General features: G+C 36.2%; 11 protein-coding genes and 1 tRNA gene. 8 read left to right on the top strand and 4 right to left on the bottom strand.

Annotation, left to right across the window (positions count from 1 at the left end; translation table 11 throughout):
• The first annotated feature begins 120 nt into the window (after nt 1–120).
• Nucleotides 121–2,958 carry a sialidase family protein gene (locus IWX83_RS03335; protein WP_196827632.1) on the top strand — a complete coding sequence of 946 codons (2,838 nt, stop codon included), beginning with the start codon at nt 121–123 and terminating at the stop codon, nt 2,956–2,958.
• Between the two features lie 73 nt (nt 2,959–3,031).
• Here IWX83_RS03335 and aceA read toward each other — a convergent pair whose 3' ends face one another.
• Together aceA and aceB are read right to left on the bottom strand one after the other, a co-directional pair.
• Nucleotides 3,032–4,312: an isocitrate lyase gene (gene aceA, locus IWX83_RS03330; RefSeq protein ID WP_066075387.1), complete on the bottom strand. Its 1,281-nt coding sequence runs from the start codon at nt 4,310–4,312 to the stop codon at nt 3,032–3,034.
• A 50-nt stretch (nt 4,313–4,362) separates the two neighbouring features.
• Nucleotides 4,363–5,964: a malate synthase A gene (aceB, locus tag IWX83_RS03325; protein WP_196827630.1), complete on the bottom strand. Its 1,602-nt coding sequence runs from the start codon at nt 5,962–5,964 to the stop codon at nt 4,363–4,365.
• Nucleotides 5,965–6,125: 161 nt separating this feature from the next.
• On the opposite strand from aceB, the gene IWX83_RS03320 reads away from it, so the two are divergent.
• Nucleotides 6,126–7,607, top strand: a complete 1,482-nt coding sequence (locus tag IWX83_RS03320) for a helix-turn-helix domain-containing protein (protein ID WP_196827628.1) — start codon at nt 6,126–6,128, stop codon at nt 7,605–7,607.
• A gap of 78 nt (nt 7,608–7,685) precedes the next feature.
• Here IWX83_RS03320 and IWX83_RS03315 read toward each other — a convergent pair whose 3' ends face one another.
• A complete protein-coding gene (locus IWX83_RS03315; RefSeq protein WP_196827626.1) occupies nt 7,686–9,047 on the bottom strand; it encodes a hydroxymethylglutaryl-CoA synthase family protein in 1,362 nt (453 codons plus the stop codon).
• A gap of 369 nt (nt 9,048–9,416) precedes the next feature.
• Here IWX83_RS03315 and IWX83_RS03310 point away from each other — a divergent pair, with 369 nt between their 5' ends.
• The 4 genes from IWX83_RS03310 to IWX83_RS03295 all read left to right on the top strand — a co-directional run bounded on the left by IWX83_RS03310 (nt 9,417) and on the right by IWX83_RS03295 (nt 13,966).
• A complete protein-coding gene (locus IWX83_RS03310; RefSeq protein WP_196827624.1) occupies nt 9,417–10,082 on the top strand; it encodes a succinate dehydrogenase cytochrome b subunit in 666 nt (221 codons plus the stop codon).
• A gap of 13 nt (nt 10,083–10,095) precedes the next feature.
• Nucleotides 10,096–12,096, top strand: a complete 2,001-nt coding sequence (locus tag IWX83_RS03305; protein ID WP_196827622.1) for a fumarate reductase/succinate dehydrogenase flavoprotein subunit — start codon at nt 10,096–10,098, stop codon at nt 12,094–12,096.
• A gap of 88 nt (nt 12,097–12,184) precedes the next feature.
• Nucleotides 12,185–12,931: a succinate dehydrogenase/fumarate reductase iron-sulfur subunit gene (locus tag IWX83_RS03300; RefSeq protein ID WP_196827620.1), complete on the top strand. Its 747-nt coding sequence runs from the start codon at nt 12,185–12,187 to the stop codon at nt 12,929–12,931.
• A gap of 267 nt (nt 12,932–13,198) precedes the next feature.
• Nucleotides 13,199–13,966, top strand: a complete 768-nt coding sequence (locus IWX83_RS03295) for an amidohydrolase (protein WP_196827618.1) — start codon at nt 13,199–13,201, stop codon at nt 13,964–13,966.
• A gap of 6 nt (nt 13,967–13,972) precedes the next feature.
• Here IWX83_RS03295 and IWX83_RS03290 read toward each other — a convergent pair whose 3' ends face one another.
• The gene (locus IWX83_RS03290) at nt 13,973–15,625 is read right to left on the bottom strand and encodes an Ig-like domain-containing protein (RefSeq protein ID WP_196827616.1); all 1,653 of its coding nucleotides are present in this window, start codon (nt 15,623–15,625) and stop codon (nt 13,973–13,975) included.
• Nucleotides 15,626–15,843: 218 nt separating this feature from the next.
• On the opposite strand from IWX83_RS03290, the gene mce reads away from it, so the two are divergent.
• Nucleotides 15,844–16,245, top strand: coding sequence for a methylmalonyl-CoA epimerase (gene mce, locus IWX83_RS03285; protein ID WP_196827614.1), 402 nt, complete (start codon nt 15,844–15,846; stop codon nt 16,243–16,245).
• Nucleotides 16,246–16,388: 143 nt separating this feature from the next.
• Nucleotides 16,389–16,462 (top strand) — tRNA-Ile (locus tag IWX83_RS03280).
• Nucleotides 16,463–16,570: the final 108 nt, after the last annotated feature.

Genomic DNA, 16,570 nt, shown 5'->3' with positions numbered 1-16,570 from the left:
TCCCTGTTTTTATATTGATTATTCAAAAATACTAACTTTGAAAGAAACGGATGTTAATTACACTATAAAATTTTCAGATAAGTATTTTTATGATTAATTTTCCGATTCAAATTAGTTTTTATGAAAAAATTAGTACTATTCTCTGCCCTTATTTTGCAAAGTGTCTCTTATGGGCAAGTTTCCACCGAAGCCATTCAGCAAGCATTAGTTGCTAAAAAGCAAATGGAAAATCAATCTCTTTTTCAGAATGTTACTTTCGAAAATGTGGGTCCAACGGTGATGAGTGGCCGCGTGGTGGATGTAGATGTGAATCCTGAAAACCCAACCGAATTCTATGTAGGATATGCTTCAGGCGGATTGTGGTACACGAATAATAACGGAATGAGTTTTTCACCGGTTATGGATGCAGCGCCTACGCAAAATGTGGGCGATATTGCCATCGACTGGAAACGAGGAACCATTTGGGTAGGTACAGGCGAAGTCAATTCGTCCCGATCTTCGTATGCAGGAATTGGAATTTTGAAATCGGAAGATAAAGGAAAAACATGGCAAAATATGGGATTGCAGGACAGCCATCACATTAGTAGAATCCTGATAAATCCATCAAATCCAGATGAAGTTGTTGTAGGCGCAGTGGGTCATTTGTATTCTAAAAATGAAGAACGAGGAATTTTCAAAACGACTGATGGTGGAAAAACGTGGAATAAAACCTTGTTTATAGATAATGAAACAGGCATTATTGACTTGGCTGTTTCGCCAAAAAATTTCAAAGTTCAATTTGCGACTTCTTGGAGTAAAGACAGGAAAGCGTGGGATTTTATAGGAAGTGGTGCTACCTCCGGTATTTACAAAAGTGAAGATGCAGGATTGACTTGGAAACTTTTTTCAACGTCTGAAAGTGGATTTCCTGTTGGCGAAGGTGTTGGAAGAATTGGTTTAGCGGTGTATGATGATACTACTGTTTATGCCGTTTTAGACAATCAATTCAAAAGACCGTTGCAATCCAAAAAAAGCAATTCGTTACCCATTGCTTTTTCAATGCCGGGAGACGAATTCTTGAAATTGCCCAATAAAAGTCTGAATTCTATTTTAAAGAATTACGGTTTAACCGAAAAATACAGAGCTGAAAACATCAAACATTGGATTCAAAACGGGTATTTGCAACCTAATGAAGCGGCCAAAGTAGTTTTGGAAACAATTAATAGTTTAGCGGAAACTGAAGTTATTGGTGCCGAAGTGTACAAATCAAGTAACGGAGGAAAAAATTGGACGAAGACCCACCAAGATTTTATCGATGATTTCTTTTATTCGTACGGGTATTATTTTAGTGTTATTTCAGTGGATCCAAACGATGTCAATAAAATTTATTTATCGGGTGTACCCATTATAAAATCGAATGATGGCGGAAAAACATTCGCCTCCATAAGCGATGAAAATGTTCATGCAGATCATCACGTAGTTTGGGTAAACCCAAATAATTCTGGGCATTTAATTAATGGGAATGATGGTGGGTTGAACATTTCGTACGATGACGGAGCGCATTGGTTCAAAGGGAATTCCCATAGCGTGAGCCAGTTTTATGCAGTGAATGTGGATGAGCAAGAACCTTATAATATCTATGGTGGCATGCAAGACAACGGTGTTTGGGTTGGACCAAGTGACTATAAGTATTCCTCAGAGTGGTACCAAACGGGAAAATACCCGTATGAAAATTTGATGGGTGGCGACGGAATGCAAACTCAAATCGACAAAAGAAATCCAAATATTGTTTTTACAGGATTTCAATTTGGAAATTATTATAGAATTGATCGTGCGAATAACAAGCGAGAGTACATTTCGCCAAAGCCAAAAAAAGACGAAAAACCATTCCGATTCAATTGGCAAACGCCTATTTTATTGTCTTCGCACAATCAAGATATTTTGTACATGGGATCCAATTTCTTGCACCGTTCGATGAATCAAGGACAAACTTGGACTGCGATTTCGCCTGATTTGACACAAGGAGTTAAGGAAGGTAATGTCGCTTTTGGAACCATTGCTGCGGTAAGCGAAAGTCAATTGCAGTTTGGTTTACTGTACACAGGAAGTGATGATGGATTGATTCATGTTTCCAAAGACGGTGGTGCGACTTGGAATAAAATTTCGGGGAATTTACCTCAAAATCGTTGGGTTTCTAGGGTCGTGGCGTCGGCACACAAGAAAGAAAGAGTGTATGCGACTTTAAACGGTTATCGAAATGATGATTTCACGAGTTATGTGTATGTGTCGGATGATTTTGGACAAACCTGGAGAAATATAGCTGCTAATTTACCTGCAAGTCCAGTAAATGTAATTGTGGAAGATTATGTCAACGAGAATATTTTATATCTGGGAACGGATAACGGTTTGTATGTTTCATTAAACAAAGGTGCAAGTTGGGATGATTTTTCTAACGGAATGCCAAACGTGGCAGTTCACGATGTGGTAATTCAAAAGAAAGCGAAAGATTTAGTGGTAGGAACTCATGGTCGTTCCATTTATAAAGTTAATTTGGATCAAGTGCAACAATTGAGCGATAAAGTGGTAGCGGAAAATCTTCATATTTTTGAACTTAAAAAGATAAAAAAATCAAGAGAATGGGGAAACAGCTGGAGTTCTTGGGCTAAGGCTTCAGAGCCAAAAGCAGAGATTTGGTTCTATTCCAATACGGATTCAGAAGTGCTTTTACAAATTGAAAACAGCTTGAAAGAAGTCGTTTATTCTCAGAAAGTAAAAGCGTCAAAAGGACTTAATAAACACGTTTATGATCTTTCCATAAGTAAAGCAACTGCTGATAATTGGAAAAATAAAGACAAAAAACTAAAACTGGAAGCAGCTAAAAACGGCAACTATTATCTTCCAATTTCAGTGAATAAAATAAGTATTCAAAGAGGAAAAGTGAAAGTAGTTACTGATCTTGAGATTATAGAATCGAAGTAAACAATTCCAATTTATTCCAATAAAAAAGCACGATTTCAATGAGATCATGCTTTTTTTTAGGAGTATTGTGTTTCTAAAACTGCGCTACTTCTGTAGAATCTTTCATGGCAGTTGTAGATGATTTTCCTATTGTTACTGTATTTTGTACCGCATCAAAGTAAGAAGTCCCGACAAAACCTTGGTGTTTTACTGCTTTGAATCCGTGTTGTTGCAACGCAAATTCTCTTTCTTGTAATTCAGAATATCCGGCCATACCTCTTTCTTTGTAGGCTTTAGATAATTCGAACATACTAGTATTTAATGCGTGGAATCCTGCTAATGTGATGAATTGGAATTTGTATCCCATTGCTGCAAGATCTTCTCTGAACGTTTCCATTTCGGCTACTGATAATTTTGCAGCCCAGTTGAAAGATGGTGAACAATTGTAAGCCAACATTTTCCCTGGGAATTTTGCGTGAATTCCTTCAGCAAATTTTCTTGCATAATCCAGGTCCGGATTGCTAGTTTCCATCCAGATTAAATCAGCATAAGGCGCATAACTCAACCCTCTGTCAATTCCTTGCTCTACACCACAATTTACATAGAAAAAGCCTTCTCCTGTTTTTTCTCCCGTGATGAATTTGGCATCTCTTGGGTCAATATCGCTGGTTAATAAGTTAGCAGCGTCCGCATCTGTGCGAGCAACCACAATGGTTGGTGTTCCCATAACGTCAGCTGCTAAACGAGCTGCAACTAGTTTGTTGATGGCTTCTTGTGTTGGAACCAATACTTTTCCGCCTAAATGTCCGCATTTTTTAGCAGAACTCAATTGGTCTTCAAAGTGAACACCAGCAGCTCCCGCTTCAATCATGGCTTTCATCAATTCAAAAGCATTAAGGTTTCCTCCAAAACCAGCCTCTGCATCAGCAACGATAGGTACTAAGTAGTCTTTCTTGTCTGTAGTTCCATTTACCACTTGTATTTGGTCTGCACGTAAAAGCGCATTGTTGATTCTTTTTACTACCAATGGAACACTGTTCGCAGGGTATAAAGATTGGTCAGGATACATTTCTCCAGCTACATTTGCATCAGCAGCAACCTGCCATCCACTTAAATAAATAGCGTCTAATCCGGCCTCAACTTCTTGAATGGCTTGATTTCCAGTTAGCGCGCCAAGTCCGGCCACAAAATCCTGAGAATTTAGTTTGCTCCACAATGTATTGGCTCCAATTCTGGCGACACTGTGCTCAATTTGATACGATCCTTGTAATTTTACCACTTCTTCAGCAGTGTAAGGACGCTCAATACCATTCCATCTTGGGTTTGTAAGCCAGTCGGTAACTAATTCTTGAATTCTTGTTTCTGTAGTTTTCATCTTTTTTCTTCTTTTTTAGTTGCTTGTTTATAGGTTTTGTATTTGGTATTCTAAATGTATTTGTATCCAGGAATAGTCAAAAATTCGATAAAATTGTCGTTTACGACTAGAATGTCTAATAATTGCTCCGCTAGTCTGTATTTTTGTTTTTCATGATTTTCATCTCCAACCTGCTTCCTGATTTTTTCAAATTCCTCCATAGCTAAGCGGTGATAGTATTTTTCATTCAGTACTTTTTGATTGTCTAAAACCACTTTGTTTTGGAGCCATTGCCACAATTGTGATCTCGAAATTTCAGCAGTCGCGGCATCTTCCATTAGATTATGTAAAGCTGCAGCACCTTGGCCATTGAGCCATGAAGCGATATATAAAACTGAAATACTAATATTTTTGCGAACCCCTTCTTCAGTAATGGTTCCTTTTGGAGTTTCCAATAAATCACTTTCGGAAACGTGTACGTCTTCTCTTTTTACAGCAATTTGATTTTTTTCTGGCATGTATTGGTCGAATACCGTCATGGCAAGTGAAACTAAATCTGGATGTGCAACCCAAGTACCATCATGACCATTTTTTACTTCTCGCTCTTTGTCGGCTATTACTTTATCGAAAGCTACTTTGTTGGCTTCTTCATTATTCTTAATCGGAATTTGTGCGGCCATTCCACCAATTGCATGAATATTTCGCTTGTGGCATCTTTGAATTACTAGTTGGGAATAGGCACTCATAAACGGTGCAGTCATGGTTACCTGATCTCTGTTTGGAACTATAAACTTTGGATTATTTCTAAGTTTTTTGATGTAAGAGAAAATATAATCCCATCGTCCGCAATTAAGCCCTACAATATGATCTCTAAGTTCGTATATGATTTCGTCTAGCTGAAAACTGGCAGTTATTGTTTCTATTAAAACGGTGGCTTTGAATATTCCATTTTTTACACCTAAATACTCTTGTGTGAATTCAAAAACTTCATTCCACCATCTTGCTTCCAGGTAATGTTCTAGTTTCGGAATATAAAAATATGGCGCCGTTCCATCTTCAATTAGCTTTTTATGATTGTGAAAAGCATACAAGCCGAAGTCAATTAACGAACCTGAAGTTGTTTCTCCATTTGCTAAAAGATGTTTTTCTGGTAGATGCAATCCTCTTGGGCGAACAAGTAATACGGCTGTTTGATTGTTGAGGCTGTATTTTTTATTTTTTACTGTGTCCTCTAATGTGATGGTTTTGTTTACAGCATCTTTAAGATTCTGTTGGCCGGTCATTAAGTTGCTCCAAGTTGGTGATGTGCTGTCTTCAAAATCGGCCATGAACGTTTTTGCTCCAGAATTCAAGGCGTTGATGACCATTTTTCTATCGACGGGTCCCGTTATTTCGACTCTTCGGTCTAATAAATCGGTTGGTGTTGTGGCTGCTTCCCAATTGCTTTGTCGAATACTTTTTGTTTCAAGTGGAAAAGTGGGTACTGCACCTGCATCGAATAATGCTTGTTGCTTCTTTCTTTCCTCCAAAAGCGCTAGTCTTTTTTCGTTAAAATTCTCATGAAGTAAAGACAAAAAAGTCATTGCTTCGTCAGTTAAGATCTCTGGGAAACGTTCCGTGGTTTCTTCTGAAAAATTTAACAAATTTTCCGAATATACTTCTTTAAATTTCATTTTATGGCTTATTTAATTTAACACTAATTGACTTTTGATAGGAATATGTAATTATTCAACACTGCAATACTACAAAAAGTTTTTTACAAAACAAGCGAACGTACGCTAAAAGTGAAAAATAATTTTTTTGACGCAAATATTTTTTAATGTATCTTTGAAATATGAACGTAGAAAAGGATTACATCAAGCTGATTTTTGGCCTAAAACTCAAGCAGGCGCGTACGAATAAGAATTTATCTTTATTTGGCTTAGCCAAAATTACAGACCTTTCAAAATCGTATTTAAATGAAATTGAGAAAGGGAAGAAGTATCCTAAAACAGATAAAATCATTCTTTTGGCTGAAAAATTAGAAGTTTCGTATGATAATATGGTGTCTTTAAAACTGGATAATAATCTAGCACCTATTGGAGAAATTCTAAAATCTGGTATTTTGAAAGAAATTCCGTTGGAAATTTTCGGAATTCAGGAAAACGATCTGATCGATATTATTGCTAATGCTCCTGCAAAAGTCAATGCCTTTATAAGTACGATTATTGAGATTGCGCAACATTATAATCTGACTAGAGAGAGTTTCTTTTTGGCTTCCTTGCGTTCGTATCAAGAGGCGCACAATAACTACTTTGAAGATTTAGAACAAAAGGTGTTGGAGTTCTCCAAAGCTTTTTATGTAAATATTGATGCTAAAATTTCTATTGAGGAGCTCACGGCAATATTAATTGAGGAATATGGATACACAATCCAAGAGCTGATTTTTTCTGAACAAGAACAGTTAGGGGACTTGCGATCGATATTTGTGCCAAAAAGTAAGACGTTATTGCTTTCGCTTGATATTGATGAACCTCAAAAAGCATTTATTCTAGCCAAAGAAATTGCCTATAATTATTTAGAAATTACAGAGCGGTTGTATACCTTTAGCTGGATTAAATTTGATAATTTTGATCAGGTTTTAAATAATTTTTATGCCTCTTATTTTGCAGGAGCCTTACTTATACCGAGACAAAAATTGATTGATGAATTGAATATTTTTCTAGCAAAAACAGATCCAAAACCACAAGAGATGATCGCGCTAATGAGTGGATTTAATGTTTCTCCAGAATCCTTTTATCAAAGGTTGACGAATATTTTGCCAAAAGATTTTCAATTAAAAAATCTCTTTTTTCTAAGATTGTCTCATAAAATTGGAGCTGATACGTACCAGATAAAAAAGGAACTGCATATTACCAATCAGCAGGAACCACATGCGAATGAAATGAATGAGCATTATTGCCGCCGCTGGGTTTCTATTCGGACTATTGAAGAATCTTTGAAGCAAAAGAAAAATCACTTTTTTGATGCGCAAATCTCCAGTTACGAAAACAGTAAAAATGAATACTTGGTTTTTTCATCAGCAACTCCCGACCCGTTCAAGGTAGATTGTATTCGTAGTATTTCAGTAGGGATTTTGATCACGCCAGCGGTTAAAAAGAAATTTAAATTTATGGAAACCAATTCCATTAAGAAACAAGTGGTTGGAGTTACTTGTGAAACCTGTGCGGTTAAAAATTGTTTGGAAAGAGCTTCTCCACCAATTCAATTGGAGCAGAAAACACGCAATGAAAATACAGATTTGATTGTGCAGCAGTATATGGCCAAGTTTAGTTAGGTGGATTTTGTGTTAAAATAAGGAAGCGACGCAAAATTCATATTAGAATTTTCGTCGCTTTTTTATTTTAGGGTTTGATTATTCGGCCCACTTGTAATAGCGTGCCCCTAGTAAATTCGGATTCTCAGTTTCAATACGATGCAGAGTCCATTCGTTTTTTGGAGTTTGAATGCTGGTTCTTTGTTCCTTTTTATGAAGTTTTTCGTAGGTCTCAAAATCAATCTCGAGGCTTTTTTCTAGGGTTTCAAAGAGGTGTACGCTTATCATGGCTGATTTCCAATTGGGTTGAATGGTTCCTTCAAATACTTTCGATTTAGACCCGCTTCCGTAGGCTAAAAAACCAAATGTAGTTCCAGAAATTTCTTTTTTTGTGTCGTAATAATGAGCTAAAGTGGACAATAAACCCATAAAAATAGAACCGGTATAAAGATTTCCTATCAGTGATGAAGCAATTTCAGCAGGCATTAATTTTTCGGCAACAAATACTTTGTAGGCTTCAGATTTGCTGACATCTTTCAGTATGTTTTGGTATTCCACAGCATCTTCTGTTCCTGCTATAGTGGTATTGGTGGCATCCAAAGCATAAATTTCAGATAACATGCGGCGTCCTTGAAACGCATAAGGAAGGTGCATGACAATACTTTGCCAAGAATCGTAAACGGTTTCGGTGGTGTTTTTTAATTTTTTGAACGAAAAGTAAGCATCTCTCGTTCGATCCATATAACATTGATTGGAATAATGACCGTCAAAAACGGGTTGGTCTTTGTGGATTTCAATTTCACTTTCTAAATTTTCAAACCAAGGTTCGTTGGTTGAATTCCCTGTAATTGCTGTTTTGGAAATCGTTCGATACGGTTTGAAAAAGTCAAAAACGCCTTTGGTGCTGGTTGCCCAATGGTTTTCGAAAGCAATAATTCTTGGGTTGGCAGTAATCAACATGGCTAATGCGCCTGCGCCTTGCGTGTATTCTCCAGTAGAGTTTAAATCGTACTTAGCAAAATCAGTTGCAATTACAATTGCTTTCTTAGTTGGATTTAATTTTACATAATCAATACAGTTTTGCATGGCATCTACCCCGCCGATGCAGGCAAAAGTAAAATCGACCACATCGCATTCGGACAAGCTGTTTTCTCCAAATTTTTCTTCCATCAATGCTACTAAAAACGAGCTGATTGGTTTTGAGCTGTCAATACTGCTTTCTGTTCCCACATAAATGCGCGCTACATCTGAAAGTTCAATGTTGTGTGTATTTATAAGTTTAGTCAAAGCATTAGCCCCAAAAACTACTGTGTCTTGATGGGTGTCCGGGAGGGTCATTTTGAGCAGTCCCAGTCCTTTTTCTAATTTTTCTGGATCAATATTTCTGGCTTTTGCCAAAGTTTTAATTGGTAAATGTATTTTTGCAACATCAAAAGTGATAGCGTCAATTCCTATTTTCATTCTTTAAATTTTAAAAGACAAAGTTAAAAGCATAGCTAGCTACAGCAAGTGATTTGGAGTCGTAAAATGGCAAGTCTTGTACTTTTTGTTGAATTGGAAATTTAGCATGATAAAAATTACTGAATTGCTATTTTTGGACTGTTTACAGCTTGCTTTTTCAGCAATATCGCGATGAGCTATTTAAGATTTTTTTCTTTTTTGTTTAATCGCTTTTCTGCCAACTTTAGGGTATATGTTAGATTTTTAAGGATTTCTTGGTGTTTTGTGTAAAACACTTTAAATTCATTATAAATAACAGCGAAAAGGTTGTAGTTGCTGTCTAATTGCTTTATTTTTGTACAATTCTTTAAAATCAATTATTTAAATCTTATGGCAAAATCTGCATTATTGAAATCGTCAATAGCAAAAAAAGTAGCTATGGCACTTTCAGGCCTTTTTCTGATGTTGTTTCTAGCACAGCATTTTTTTATCAATATGACATCGGTTTTCAGTGCCGATACTTTTAATTCCATTTCCCACTTTATGGGAAATAATCCATTGGTTCAATTTGTGATACAGCCTATATTAATTGTAGGGGTAATATTTCACTTTATCATGGGTTTTGTATTGGAATATAAAAATAACAGTGCAAGACCAATTTCTTATGCTAAGAATAACGGAGCGGCTAATTCTTCTTGGGCTTCAAGAAATATGATCATTTCTGGATCAGTAGTTTTAGCGTTTTTATTAGTTCATTTTTATGATTTTTGGGTTCCCGAAATGGTTTACAAATATGTAGATGTTAGTCCATTGAATGAAACTAGATATTTTCATGAATTAGCTGAAAAATTTGAGAGTCCAGTACGTACGGGCTTGTATTCCTTATCATTCCTTTTGTTGTCATTGCACTTATGGCATGGTTTTAATTCATCGTTTCAATCAGTAGGATTTAACAATAAATACTCAAAATCTTTGCATACATTAGGATATGCTTTTGCAATTGTAGTTCCTTTTGGTTTCATTTTCATTGCATTATTTCATCATTTTAATCATTAATATTAAATTATAAATGGCATTAGATTCAAAAATTCCAGGAGGTTCAGTTTCGGACAAATGGACAAATTATAAAGATCATATTAATTTAGTAAACCCTGCTAACAAACGTAATTTAGATATTATTGTAGTTGGTACAGGTCTTGCTGGAGGTTCTGCTGCTGCTACATTAGCAGAGTTAGGATATAACGTAAAAGCATTTTGTTTTCAAGATTCACCACGTCGTGCGCACTCCATTGCTGCGCAAGGGGGGATTAATGCTGCAAAAAACTATCAAGGAGATGGAGATTCAACTTTCCGTTTGTTTTATGATACAGTAAAAGGAGGCGATTATCGTGCGCGTGAAGCAAACGTGCACCGTCTTGCTGAGGTTTCTGTGAATATTATTGACCAGTGTGTGGCTCAAGGTGTTCCTTTTGCTCGTGAATATGGTGGATTATTAGATAACCGTTCTTTTGGAGGTACATTAGTTTCTAGAACCTTTTACGCTAAAGGACAAACAGGACAACAATTACTATTAGGAGCGTATTCAGCAATGAACCGCCAAATAGGTCGTGGAAAAATAAAAATGCACAACCGTCACGAGATGCTAGATTTAGTTATCGTAAATGGAAAAGCGAGAGGAATTATAGCGCGTAACTTGGTTACAGGAGAAATCGAAAGACACTCCGCACACGCCGTTGTTATTGCTTCTGGTGGATACGGAAACGTATTTTTCTTGTCGACCAATGCAATGGGAAGTAACGTGACAGCAGCGTGGAAAATTCACAAAAGAGGGGCGTATTTTGCAAATCCTTGCTATACACAAATTCATCCAACCTGTATTCCAGTTTCTGGAGATCACCAAGCGAAATTGACATTGATGTCTGAATCGTTGCGTAATGATGGACGTATTTGGGTTCCTGCAAAATTAGAAGATGCAAAAGCGATTCGTGAAGGAAAATTAAAACCAACGCAAATTGCGGAAGCAGACAGAGATTATTATTTAGAAAGACGATATCCCGCTTTTGGAAATTTAGTACCTAGAGATATTGCTTCTCGTGCAGCTAAAGAAAGATGTGATGCCGGTTTTGGTGTTAATAAAACAGGAGAAGCGGTTTACCTTGATTTTGCTGCTGCAATCGAAAGATACGGAGTAGATCAAGCTAGATTAAAACATTTGGACGAAAATGATACCGCTTTGGTTATTAAATTAGGAACCGAAGTCGTAGCTAATAAATACGGGAATTTATTCCAGATGTATGAGAAAATTGTAGACGAGAATCCATACGCAACGCCTATGATGATTTATCCTGCAGTGCATTATACTATGGGAGGAACTTGGGTTGATTATAACTTACAAACGACTATTCCTGGATGTTTCTCTATTGGAGAATCTAACTTCTCAGATCATGGGGCCAACAGATTAGGAGCTTCTGCGCTGATGCAAGGTTTGGCTGATGGTTATTTTGTATTACCATACACTATTGGAGATTATTTGGCACCAGATATTAAAATGGGTACCATTTCTACTGATTCGCCTGAGTTTGAGCAAGCAGAGAATAATGTAAAACAACAGATTGTAGCCTTGATGAATAATGGAGGTTCAAAACCAGCAGATTATTTCCATAAGAAATTAGGAAAAATCATGTGGGACAAAGTTGGAATGGCACGAAATGCTGAAGGTTTAACGGAAGCACAAAACGAAATCGCAGCCATCAGAGAAGAATTTTACAAAGAAGTAAAAATTCCTGGAACTGCAGATAGTTTCAATCCAGAGTTGGCCAAAGCACTTCGTATTGCAGATTTCCTTGAATTAGGAGAGTTATTTGCTAAAGACGCATTGCATAGAAACGAATCTTGTGGAGGGCATTTCCGTGAGGAATACCAAACACCAGAAGGAGAAGCACAACGTGATGACGAAAATTTTGCCTACGTTGCAGCATGGGAATACAAAGGAAAACCTAGCGATGCAGTGCTACATAAGGAGCAATTAGTGTTTGATAATGTGAAACTAGTTCAAAGAAGTTATAAATAATTTAGTCAAATGTCTCAGGTCTTAAAGTCAAATGGCACCCTGTCATTCGACTTTCGACTTTCGACTTTATGACTTTCAAACTAAAAATATGAAACTTACATTAAAAATATGGCGTCAGAAAAATGCCGCTGCAGAAGGTAAAATCGTAGAATACCCAATTGACGGAATTGAACCAGATATGTCTTTCCTTGAAATGCTTGACATTTTAAACGATGAATTGATTGTAAAAGGTGAGGACACAGTTGCTTTTGATCATGACTGTCGTGAAGGAATTTGCGGGATGTGTTCGTTATACATCAATGGTGAGGCACACGGACCAGATCGTTTGGTTACGACGTGTCAGTTGCACATGCGTAAATTTAAAGATGGAGATACTATCTTTATTGAGCCATTTAGAGCAAAAGCTTTCCCAGTAATTAAAGATTTAGTAGTAGACAGAGGTGCATTTGACAGAATCCAGCAATCTGGTGGTTTTGTATCTGTAAACACATCTGGAAACACAATCGATGCCAATACAATTCCTATTCCTAAGCATGATGCAGATAGAGCTTTTGATGCTGCAACTTGTATTGGTTGTGGCGCTTGTGTTGCAAGTTGTAAAAATTCATCTGCTATGTTATTTGTTTCTGCAAAAGTGTCTCAATTTGCTTTATTGCCACAAGGTAAAGTTGAAGCTGCTGACCGTGTGCTGAATATGGTTGCTCAAATGGATGCAGAAGGTTTTGGTAACTGTACCAACACTGGAGCATGTGAAGTAGAATGTCCAAAAGGAATTTCTTTAGAGAATATTGCTCGAATGAATAGAGAATATTTATCTGCAAGTTTGAAAGGATAAAACCTCGCAATAGATTTTTAAAAAACGCATTCATTTATTTGGATGCGTTTTTTGTTTTTGGAGGTGCCCTTGTCTCGTCTAAAAAGCCGAAACAAGGTCGGGCTATGCGTTGGAATCTTTTATTCCATTGCATTCCATAAAAGGATTTTCACTACTATCCCTCACCCAAAAGAAAATCCGTTTCCAGTTCCATTTTGTTTAGAAAAAGGTAGTGGATATGTACTTCAATACAAGCTACTTTTTTTACCTTTATAAAAACAAATCATCATGAAAGTAACCTTAATTCAATCGGCTTTAGTTTGGGAAAATCCAGTGGCTAATCGCGAACATTTTGAAAAAAAAATCAATGCTATTCCTCAGGATGTAGATTTGATTGTGCTTCCTGAAATGTTTACGAGTGGTTTTACAATGAATCCCATACCTGTTGCTGAAACCATGCAAGGAGAAACGATTGTATGGTTACAAGCTTTGGCGAAAGCCAGAAACTGTGCAATCACAGGAAGCTTGGTCATACAGGAAAACGGGAATTTTTACAATCGATTGGTCTTCGTATTTCCATCAGGTGAAATTCAATTTTATGATAAAAGGCATTTGTTTACCTTAGCTGGGGAAGACAAAGTGTACACTAGTGGAAACCAAAAAATAGTGATTGACTACTTGGGTTGGAGAATTTGCCCGTTAATTTGCTACGATTTGCGTTTTCCCGCTTTTTCCAGAAATTTCGAGGATTACGACTTATTAATTTATGTGGCAAGTTGGCCAAAAATAAGAACCAATGCATGGGACGCTTTGTTAAAGGCCCGTGCGATAGAAAACATGAGTTATGCAATTGGCGTCAATAGAATTGGGACTGATGCTAATGGTTATGAATACATAGGGCACTCGCAAGCGATCGATTTTCTAGGGAATTATGTTATGGAACCTGTTACAGCCGAAGGTAATTTTTCGGTGCTAGTAGACAAAGAAATTATGTTAGCTACTAGACACAAACTCGGGTTTCTAAACGATAAAGATACATTTGAAATAAATAACTAGGTCCTCTTAGTTTTTCTTTTCGGTTTTCTTTTTTGGTTCGGGAATGTAGGGAAGGCTTAAATCGAATAGCTGATTTACATCCCAATTAGCACGAACATCAATTTCTTTTGAAAAATAAAGGACCTCCTCAGCCTGTCGTTTTTCAAGGTAATTACCTGTGTCCCATTCTTTATTTTTATTGGTATCATAAATAATACGCAGGGTGTAAAGCGCAGGTTCAATTAAATTAAAATCTATCGTGGTGTTATTTTCTGTGTATTCCGAGTTTAGGACGTCTCCTTTGAGGTTAGTAAGTTCGATAATAAGCGGAAATTGTTTTACATTCTGTAACGTTACGGTTAGGTTACCGTAATCGGAAGTGGTTTTGGTTGCTATTTTGTAGTTTAAGGTGTCATTTGTCTGTTCGAAAAAATCAGTTAACGCTCCGGGCAAAATTTCAAAAGTATAATTTTCAGAAGGTTCTTTTTTAAAGTCAAAATATAATTTCTGATTAAACTCATCGTACTCTGTAGTAAATGGCACCGTTGTTTTTGAATTATTAATCAGCTTCATTTTAGAATTTTCGAAACGAATTAAAGGCGTATTGCTCTCTAAGGTAAAGCGTTCTCTAAACTTTAAAGTATTGGTTTGCAAAGCGATAATACTCAGTGTGTCCTTCTTTTGGTCTTTTATTTTAAAACTGAAGTTCGCTTGGTAATTTTCTTTGGCTGCAGCCAAGGTTAGCGAATCTGCTTTAATGGGTTTGTACCAGATTTGCAGGGAATCTTTTTTGGGGAATTTAGTAATGACCGTCGATAGGATTTCAGTGTTGTTTTTCAGGATTATTTTGGGTTTAGAAATACCTGAATTTATTTTGCCTTCATATCCAAGTAATAATCGGTTTCCAGAAGCTTGAATGGGTTTAATAGTTTTAAAAGGAAGTGTTTCCTTGAATATTTCTAATTCGTACACCGTATCGTTAGGAATCGTGATGAAGTCCTTGCTAAATCCAATTTTATCTGTTTTTGGGTTGTATTTATTGTTGCTATTGTAGTCTTTCATGGCTACAAGAAGATACTTTCCAGCTTTTAAATTCTCAAGTCGAAACGTTTTTAAGCTATCTAAGGTATTTGTTACATACCTAGGTACATCTTTGTAAACTATAGAATCTTTAAAACTATCATTTACTTCGTATAGCATTACTGAAACAAAGGATTCTACTTCTCTATCGAAAGCGCTTTTGATGCTGCCGCCAAGGCTTAAAGAGTCAATAAATGCGCCAGTAGAAAACACATATTTGAATTGATTGTATGGGTTTCCTTCATTATTATCTGCGATGCTTTGGCCAAAATTAAAGCTGTAAGTGGTATTTGCTTGTAAAGTATCTTTGATCTTTATGGTAATCGTTTTGCTTGCGGTTGTTGGAAGAATTAAGGGTTCGTTTTTCATTGGTGGTGAAATAATCAATTGCTTGCTCAGGTTTTTTAATTTAACATTTTCATCAAATATTAATTTAATTTCATTGCCCTTAAAGTTAGTACTGAAGTTCTCTGGGAAACTCATTTTCAATACAGGAGCAATAGTATCTTTCAGCCCACCGGTTATTGAGCCCCTTTTGGCGCAACCTACAACTATTAAAAGCAATAATAAGAAAGCGTATTTTAAATTGTTTTTCAACATATCAAATCAAAATTAGAATGTACAAAATAACAATTATAATTAATGTGTTTGCTGTTTTTTATAAAATTATTATGAAGGATTTTGTGCAACTTACCGCATAAGCCTCTTGTTTTATATAGATAATGTTTAAATTTACAGCATTAAACATTCAGAACTATAAATTGTAGTGGTTTTGCATTTTTTAAACTTAAAGTGCCAAAACGTTCAAAACATAAATAATGAGAAAAATAGAACACATAGGGATTGCGGTCAAGGATTTAGAAGTGTCTAATTTAGTATTTGAAAAACTCTTTGGTGCTCCTGCCTATAAGTTTGAAGCAGTTGAAAGTGAAGGTGTAACCACTTCTTTCTTCAGGAATGGGCCTAATAAAATTGAGCTTTTGGCTGCAACCACGCCTGAAAGTCCGATCGCTAAATTTTTAGAGAAAAAAGGAGAAGGAATTCATCACATTGCATTTGATGTTGAGGACATTACAGCAGAGATTACCCGCTTGAAAGAAGAGGGATTTGTTGTCCTTAATGACGTTCCTAAAAAAGGAGCTGATAACAAGTTAGTTGCGTTTTTACATCCTAAAAGCACTAACGGAGTCTTGATAGAATTGTGTCAAGAAATAAAATAATTTCAGATATTTAGAACGAGCAGTATTCTAATTTTCAGGTGTTTTGTGTAAATTAAATAGTTTTAAGAAAAGAATAAGTAAATCTATTTCTAAAAATATTTGGAGCAAACCAAAAATAGTAGTAATATTGCAAACTCTAAACCGGTCCTATAGCTCAGCTGGTTAGAGCACCTGACTCATAATCAGGTGGTCCCTGGTTCGAGCCCAGGTGGGACCACAATAAAAAAAATCTTTCAATTTTTTGAAAGATTTTTTTTGTTTATAACAACTTTAAGTATGTTTTTTGTCTAAAAATGTTCTTTTCTCGAGTGTGTTGTTGGTTTTG

It is taken from the genome of Flavobacterium sp. CG_9.1, from assembly GCF_015751645.1.
In the GTDB taxonomy this organism is placed as follows: domain Bacteria; phylum Bacteroidota; class Bacteroidia; order Flavobacteriales; family Flavobacteriaceae; genus Flavobacterium; species Flavobacterium xanthum.
This window is presented reverse-complemented; position numbering and strand designations above follow the sequence as displayed.